This window comes from uncultured Brevundimonas sp., from assembly GCF_937870815.1.
GTDB lineage: Bacteria > Pseudomonadota > Alphaproteobacteria > Caulobacterales > Caulobacteraceae > Brevundimonas.
This window is the reverse complement of record NZ_CALMZS010000040.1, coordinates 1-7,109: the sequence shown is the minus strand read 5'-3', so window position 1 is coordinate 7,109 and position 7,109 is coordinate 1. Positions and strand designations below refer to the sequence as shown.

The 7,109-nt window shown below is 71.8% G+C and carries 7 protein-coding genes; 5 read left to right on the top strand and 2 right to left on the bottom strand.

Features of this window, described 5'->3' with window-relative positions:
* The 4 genes from Q0588_RS02765 to Q0588_RS02750 all read left to right on the top strand — a co-directional run.
* A partial coding sequence (locus Q0588_RS02765) for a putative PEP-binding protein (RefSeq protein ID WP_366872528.1) occupies positions 1–468 on the top strand: 468 nt, incomplete at its 5' end.
* Positions 469–659: 191 nt separating this feature from the next.
* Complete coding sequence (locus Q0588_RS02760) at positions 660–1,766, top strand: helix-turn-helix domain-containing protein (RefSeq protein ID WP_298743551.1); 1,107 nt, start codon at positions 660–662, stop codon at positions 1,764–1,766.
* Between the two features lie 56 nt (positions 1,767–1,822).
* On the top strand, positions 1,823–2,980 hold the full coding sequence (gene ispG, locus Q0588_RS02755; protein WP_298743549.1) for a flavodoxin-dependent (E)-4-hydroxy-3-methylbut-2-enyl-diphosphate synthase: 1,158 nt from the start codon (positions 1,823–1,825) through the stop codon (positions 2,978–2,980).
* Between the two features lies 1 nt (position 2,981).
* Entirely contained in the window at positions 2,982–3,578 is a 597-nt protein-coding gene (locus Q0588_RS02750; protein WP_298743547.1) for a glutathione S-transferase N-terminal domain-containing protein, read from the top strand.
* Here the strand turns inward: Q0588_RS02750 and Q0588_RS02745 are convergent.
* The gene (locus tag Q0588_RS02745; protein WP_298743545.1) at positions 3,575–4,351 is read right to left on the bottom strand and encodes a sulfite exporter TauE/SafE family protein; all 777 of its coding nucleotides are present in this window, start codon (positions 4,349–4,351) and stop codon (positions 3,575–3,577) included. The genes Q0588_RS02750 and Q0588_RS02745 overlap by 4 nt on opposite strands.
* A 139-nt stretch (positions 4,352–4,490) precedes the next feature.
* On the opposite strand from Q0588_RS02745, the gene prfA reads away from it, so the two are divergent.
* Positions 4,491–5,558: a peptide chain release factor 1 gene (gene prfA, locus Q0588_RS02740; RefSeq protein ID WP_298743544.1), complete on the top strand. Its 1,068-nt coding sequence runs from the start codon at positions 4,491–4,493 to the stop codon at positions 5,556–5,558.
* A gap of 276 nt (positions 5,559–5,834) precedes the next feature.
* Here the strand turns inward: prfA and recF are convergent, their stop codons facing one another.
* A complete protein-coding gene (gene recF / locus Q0588_RS02735; protein WP_298743543.1) occupies positions 5,835–6,980 on the bottom strand; it encodes a DNA replication/repair protein RecF in 1,146 nt (381 codons plus the stop codon).
* Positions 6,981–7,109: the final 129 nt, after the last annotated feature.

Sequence of the window (7,109 nt, the reverse complement as noted above, 5' to 3'; positions counted from 1 at the left end):
CCGGCCCTGCTGCGGGTCGGGGCGATGATCGAATGCCCGTCGCTGCTGTGGCACCTCGACGCCCTGCTGCCGCTGACGGATTTCGTCTCGATCGGCACCAACGACCTGTTCCAGTACCTGTTCGCCGCCGACCGGACCAATCCGCTGGTGGCCGACCGCTACGATCCGCTGTCGCCGCCCGCCCTGAGGGCGCTGGCCGAAATCCAGAAGAAATGCGCCGACACCGGCACCCCGGTCTCGGTCTGCGGCGAGCTGGCCGGCCGGCCGCTGGAGGCCTTCGCCCTGCTGACGCTGGGCTATACGCGGCTGTCGGCCCCCGCCGGGGGCGTCGGCCCGGTCAAGCGGATGATCCTGTCGACCGATCTGCCCGCCGCCCGGCGCGGCATGGCCAACCTGCTCGGCTCGTCGTCGGGCTCGATCCGCGGCGAACTGGAGTCGCTGGCCCGGAAATTGAACATCACGATCTGAAATGTTCCGGCCCGCCGCGCCGGTACACCTAACAAATCGTTGATCGGTCAGCTCAAATGAGTTATCCACAAGGTGTAATCGGGTGGTCCGCGGGGGCGGGCCCGATCTGTCATCCCGATATGATACAGCCCCCGGGGTCGAGTACGGCGCGGGACGGCACCGCGGGCGCGCCGAGTGTGGGATCAGGCCGGATGGCGCTGGATACGGGGAACAGCCCCGAAGAGTTTCGGGATCATCCCGACTGGAAGGACATGGCGCCCTCCGTCACGGATGCGCCGACTCTCGGCGACGGGCTGCGCATCGCCAGGACCCATTCGGGCCGCTCGCTGGCCGAGCTCTCGAGCATCACCCGGGTGCCGGCCCGCTATCTGACGGCGCTGGAGCAGAACGACTTCTCGGTGCTGCCCAACCGGGTGTTCTCGATCGGCTATGTGCGCGCCTATGCGGCCGCGCTCGGCCTTGACGAACAGCTGGCGGTCGAGCGCTTCAAGCGCGAGAGCCCCGATCCGTCGGTGCCGCTGCAGCCGCCGGTCGGCGTCGCCTTCGAGGAGGTCAAACGCTATTCGCCGCGCCTGATCGCCGCCGGCCTGGCGCTGGTGCTGGCGGTGGTCGGCTGGAACGTCTTCCAGCGCGTCAGCCTGATGCGGGCGCCCGAGCCGTCGGACATCGCCGCCGTTCCCGAAAGCTGGACCCTCGGCGCCGTGCCGGGCCAGGAACAGTTCATGCGCCTGACCGCGCCGCGCCCGGCTCCGCCGGACCAGACGGTGCCGGCCCTCTACATCACCCCGGGCCTCGAGGCCGAGCTGACCGGCCTCGATCCCGCCTCGCCCGAGGGCCTGGCCGCGGCCGCCGCCGCCGCCCCGCCGGTGCAGAAGGCCTTCAATCCGCGCGGAGCCATCTACGGGGCCTCGGCCAGCGCCTCCCAGGTCGTGCTCCAGGCCCGCAAGTCGGCCTATCTGATCGTGCGCATGGCCGACGGGCGCGTGCTGTTCGCCCGCCAGCTGGCCGCCGGCGACGCCTGGCGGGCCCCCCTCGGGGTCGCGGCCACGGTCGAGGTGCAGGATGTGTCGGCCTTCGACGTCTATCTGAACGGCGAGCACGGCGGCGTGCTTGAGGCGGCGCAGACGTCGCTGAACCAGCTCAATTCGCGGGCCCAGACCCTGGCCCGTCAGGCGGCCGCCGAGATCACCGCCCGCACCGAGGCGGCCCGCACCGCCGCGGTGCAGGCCCGGGCCCAGGCCCAGCTCCAGGCCGCCAGCGCCGTCGAGAATGTCGCCATGTCCGCGACCGGCGGCTGATCCCGACGCCTTGCGTCGTGGCCATGCCACACTCCTGCGCCTATGTTGCGTCCAGCATGAGCCACGATCCCACCTCCCAACTCGCGCATGTGCGCCCGTGGCGCCATATCGAGCGCCGCAAGAGCCGCCGGATCATGGTCGGCGACGTGCCCGTGGGCGGCGACGCGCCGATCACCGTCCAGTCGATGACCAACACCCCGACCTCGGACGCGGCGGCGACCCTCGGGCAGATCCGCCGCCTCGAGGAGGCCGGCGCCGACATCGTCCGCGTCTCCTGCCCGGACGCGGACTCCACCGCCGCCCTGCGGACCATCGCCCGCGAGGCCCGCGTGCCGCTGGTCGCCGACATCCATTTCCACTATCGCCGCGGCATCGAGGCGGCCGAGGCCGGGGCCGCCTGCCTGCGCATCAACCCCGGGAACATCGGCTCGCCCGACCGCGTCCGCGAGGTCATCCAGGCGGCCCGGGACCACGGCTGCTCGATGCGCATCGGCGTCAACGCCGGCTCGCTGGAGCGCGACCTGCTCGAGAAATACGGCGAGCCCTGTCCGGAGGCCATGGTCGAGAGCGCCCTCAACCACGCCCGCATCCTGCAGGACCACGACTTCCACGAGTTCAAGATCTCGGTGAAGGCCTCCGATCCCTTCCTCACCGTGGCCGCCTACCAGCAGCTGGCCGAGGCCATCGACTGTCCGCTGCATCTCGGCGTCACCGAGGCGGGGCCGCTGCGGGCCGGAACGATCAAGTCGGCGATCGGCATGGGTTCGATGCTGTGGGCCGGCATCGGCGACACCATCCGCGTCAGCCTCGCCGCCGACCCGGTCGAGGAGGTCAAGGTCGGCTTCGACATCCTCAAGTCGCTCGGCCTGCGCCACCGGGGGGTCAACATCATCGCCTGCCCGTCGTGCGCGCGGCAGGGGTTCAACGTCATCGAGACCGTCGGCGTGCTCGAGGAGAGGCTGGCCCACCTCACCACGCCGATGTCGCTGTCGATCATCGGCTGCGTGGTCAACGGCCCGGGCGAGGCGCTCTACACCGACGTCGGCTTCACCGGCGGCGGCAAGGGGGCGGGCATGGTCTATCTGGACGGCAAGACCGCCCACAAACTGGCCAACGAAGGCATGATCGACCACCTCGTCGGCCTGGTCGAGGCCAAGGCGGCCGAGCTTGACGCCGCCCGCGCCCGGACCGCCGCCCTTGAAGCCGCCGAGTGACATGAAGCTCTACATCACCGCAGCCTCCCCCTACGCCCGCAAATGCCGCATCGTGGCGCGCGAGAAGGGGCTGGCCGACCGCATCGAGGAGGTCGCGGTCGATCCCTACGCCAATGCGCCCGAACTGCTGGCCTGCAATCCGCTGGTCCAGGTTCCGACCCTGATCGCCGAGGACGGGCTGCCGCTGAACGACAGTCCGGTGATCTGCGAATATCTCGACGCGCTCGGCGACGGGCCGCGGCTGCTGCCCGAGGGCGGGGCGGAGCGGCTGCGGGTGCGCCGGCTGGAGACCCTGGCCAACGGCGCCCTGGAGATGGGGGTCAAGCTGCTGCTCGAGAAGCGGCGGCCGGAGCAGGAGCGGTCGCCGTCGTGGATGGTGCGCTGGACGGCCAACATGGGCCGGGCCCTCGACGCGCTGGAGGCGGCGGCGCCGGACGCCGCCCGCCTCGACATGGGGGTGATCACCGCCGGGGTGGCGGTGACCTGGACAGGATTCCGCCATCCGGACTTCGACTGGAAGGCGGGCCGGCCGAAACTGGCGGCCTTGCAATCGGCGCTCGAGGCCCGGCCGAGCTTCCGCGAAACCGCGCCCGTCTAGGGAACGATCCCCGCCAGCTGGAGCGCCTGGTAGCCGGCCAGCAGGATGATCAGGCCGCCGACGCCGTAGGTCAGGATTTTCGCCGGGACGCGCTTGGTGATCCAGCCGGCGAACGGCGCGGCGACCAGGCCGCCGACGATCAGGCCGCCGATGGCCCAGGCGTGATGCTCCAGGGCGCCCCCGTCCCAGCGGCCGGTCAGAAGCGCGACGAGGAAGGCGGCGGAAATCGCGCTGGTGACCAGCAGTTCGGCGGTGTTGGCCGTGCCGATGGCGCGGCGCGGCTCGGCCCCGGCGCCGACGAGGGTCGAGGTCACCGTCGGGCCCCAGCCGCCGCCGCCGATGGAGTCGAGAAAGCCGCCGACCACGCCGAGCGGACCGCTGAGACGCGGCGGGAACTCGCGGTGCTTGACGTCGTGACCGGCCCGCCACAGCACCCACGCCCCGATCAGCAGCAGATAGGCCAGGATGAACGGCTTGATGGTCTCGCCCGGCACCCCGGTCAGCACATAGGCCCCGAGTACGCCGCCCACCACGCCGCCGGCCGCCAGACGCCAGAACAGTCCCCACAGGATGTTCCGGTGCAGGAAGTGGGACACGGCCGACGCCCCGCCGATGAAGATCTTGGCGACGTGGACGCTGGCCGAGGCGGTGGCCGGCGGCACGCCGAAGGCCAGCAGGACGGTGTTGGCGATGACGCCGTAAGCCATGCCCAGGGCGCCGTCGACGATCTGCGCCAGCAGGCCGACCGCCAGGAACAGGAGGAAGGTGTCCATACGCCTCCTTCGCATCGGCGAAGCCTGCGGTCATTCGCTGAATGACAGGGCGGCGCAATTGGTTGCCGCCGGGTCCATCGACAGATCGCCGGCCGGCGCGCTAAGGCTCCCGTCCCCGTCACCCAAGGAAACCGCTCCCTTGCGACTGCCCCAGGCCCGGCTCGATCAGGTGCTCGACCGCTTCCACCAGGTGGAGGCGCGGATGGGCTCGGCCAGCGACGGGGCCGAGATCGTGCGCCTGTCGAAGGAGCACGCCGAGATGAAGCCGGTGGTCGACGCCGTCTCCGCCCTGGCTCGCGCCCGCGCCGAGATGGACGATCTCGAGACCATGGCGGCCGATCCCGAGATGGCCGAAATGGCCGCCGGGGAGCTGGAGGCGCTGAAGGCCCGGCTGCCGGAGCTGGAGCGCGACGTCGCCCTGCTGCTGGCTCCGCGCGACGCCGACGAGAACGCCTCGGCCGTGCTGGAGGTGCGCGCCGGCACCGGCGGCGACGAGGCCGCCCTGTTCGCCGGCGACCTGTTCCGCATGTACGCCCGCTACGCCCAGACGCGCGGCTGGCGGGTCGAGGTCGACAGCGCCACCGAGGGCGAGGCCGGCGGCTACAAGGAGGTCATCGCCACCGTCACCGGCGAGGGCGTGTTCGGCCGGCTCAAGTTCGAAAGCGGCGTCCACCGCGTCCAGCGCGTGCCGACCACCGAGGCCGGCGGCCGCATCCACACCTCGGCCGCCACCGTCGCCGTCCTGCCCGAGGTCGAGGACGTCGACATCGAGATCCAGGACAAGGACATCCGCATCGACACCTTCCGCGCCTCCGGCTCGGGCGGCCAGCACGTCAACAAGACCGATTCCGCCGTGCGCATCACCCACCTGCCGTCCGGCATCGTGGTGACCTCCTCCGAGAAGAGCCAGCACGTCAACCGCGACAAGGCGATGAAGAACCTGCGCGTCCGGCTCTACGACATGCAGCGCCAGGAGAAGGACCTGGCCCGCTCCAGCGCCCGCAAGTCGCAGGTCGGCTCGGGCGACCGCTCCGAGCGCATCCGCACCTACAACTTCCCGCAGGGCCGGGTCACCGACCACCGCATCGGCCTGACCCTGCACAGCCTGCCGCAGATCCTCGAGGGCGACCTCGACCCGCTGCTCAACGCCCTGATCGCCGAGGACCAGGCCGCCCGCCTCGCCGATCTGGAGGCGGAGCTGGGGTGAGGGACGGAGCAGGGGTGCGATCGTAACCGTCCGCGCTCTTGTCATCCGGCCGAAGCGAAGCGGAGAGCCGGGACGGAGGCTGCACACCACCCAAGCCTCCCGGAAGCTGCGTCAGCAGCTATCCGGGAGACGGGTCAGGACAGCGCGAAGGCAACCCGTCTCCCGAATAACCGCTTCGCGATTTCCGGGAGGATGAACGGGGCGTCGGGGCGTCCCGGCTCTCCGCTTCGCTTCGGCCGGCGACAAGGCGCCCAAACCTTCGGATGCAGAGCGGCCCTACCCTTCCACCGTCAACGCCCCGCCCTCGACCCGCACGAACTGCGCCCGGCCGCGCAGCGGCGCGAACAGCTCCGGCTCCGTGCCGGGCAGAAACGCCTGCAGCCCCAGGGACGTGCTTTGGGCCTCGATCTCGTCGAACAGGGCGGCGCGGCGGCGGGTGTCGAGGTGGGCGGGGGCTTCGTCCAGCAGCAGGACCGGCGCGGCGCCCTGGCCCGACAGCCGGGCGATCTGGGCGAGGATCAGGTTCAGCACCAGGGCCTTCTGCTCGCCCGAGGAGCCTTCGGCGGCGGGCCGGTTCTTGTCGCGGTGCAGGGCGGTCAGGTCGGAGCGGTGCGGGCCGTACAGCGACCGCCCGGCGGCGGCGTCGCGTAGTCGAAATCTCGCAAACCCCTCGCGAAGCGTCGCCGAAATCGTCGATTTATCCGCCCCGGCCGTCGCCGAATTCTCCGCCTCTCCGGACAGTCCCAGGTCGGCCTGCGGGAAGGGCCGGTCGCCGCGTTCGTCGATGGCCGCCTGCAGCGTTGTCAGGGCGGCGGCGCGGGCGAGGGCGGCGGCGGCCCCCGCCTCTGCGAGCCGCAGCTCCAGCGCGTCGAGCCACAGCGGGTCGGCCGGCTGGCCCTCGGACCCCTCGGTCAGCAGCCGCAGCCGCTCGCGCAGGGCCTTCTCATAGGCCGAGACCGAGGCGGCGTGGTCCGGGTCGGCCGCGAACACCAGCCGGTCGAAGAACCTCAGCCGGTCGGCGCGGGCGTCGGAGAACAGCCGGTCCTGCTCCGGCGTGGCCCAGACCGGGCGCAGATGGTCCAGCAACCGCCCCGGCGGGGCGGTCTCGCCGTCGATGCGGACGATGCGCCGCGCCGCGCCGGGCGACTGGACGCCGGTGCCCAGCCTGGTCTCGTCGTCGCCGTCGGTCAGCACCGCCGCCACGGCCCAGGCGCGGCCGGTCGCCTCGCCCGGCTCGCGCCGGCCCATCTCGGGGGCGGTCGCCCCGCGCAGCCCCTTGCCGGGCGTGAACAGGCTGATCGCCTCCAGCAGATTGGTCTTGCCGGCGCCGTTGGGGCCGTGGAGCACGACGGCCCCCGCCGCGATCGACAGGGTGGCGGCCGCATAGGAGCGGAAGTCGGTGAGGGTGAGGGCGGTGATCATGATGCAATGCTCCCCCTCCGGGGGAGCTGTCCGCGCAGCGGACTGAGGGGGCTCGAGCGCAGCGCGGGTTCGGCCCCCCCCCCCATGCTGCGCCTGGTCCCCCCCCCCCGCTCGGGGGTGCGTGAATTC

Bases quoted from the DNA above. Each gene is read 5' to 3' on its own strand.
- Q0588_RS02745 (WP_298743545.1), bottom strand. From the start codon at position 4,351: ATGGACACCTTCCTCCTGTTCCTGGCGGTCGGCCTGCTGGCGCAGATC.
- Q0588_RS02750 (WP_298743547.1), top strand. From the start codon at position 2,982: ATGAAGCTCTACATCACCGCAGCCTCCCCCTACGCCCGCAAATGCCGC.
- ispG (WP_298743549.1), top strand. From the start codon at position 1,823: ATGAGCCACGATCCCACCTCCCAACTCGCGCATGTGCGCCCGTGGCGC.
- Q0588_RS02760 (WP_298743551.1), top strand. From the start codon at position 660: ATGGCGCTGGATACGGGGAACAGCCCCGAAGAGTTTCGGGATCATCCC.
- recF (WP_298743543.1), bottom strand. From the start codon at position 6,980: ATGATCACCGCCCTCACCCTCACCGACTTCCGCTCCTATGCGGCCGCC.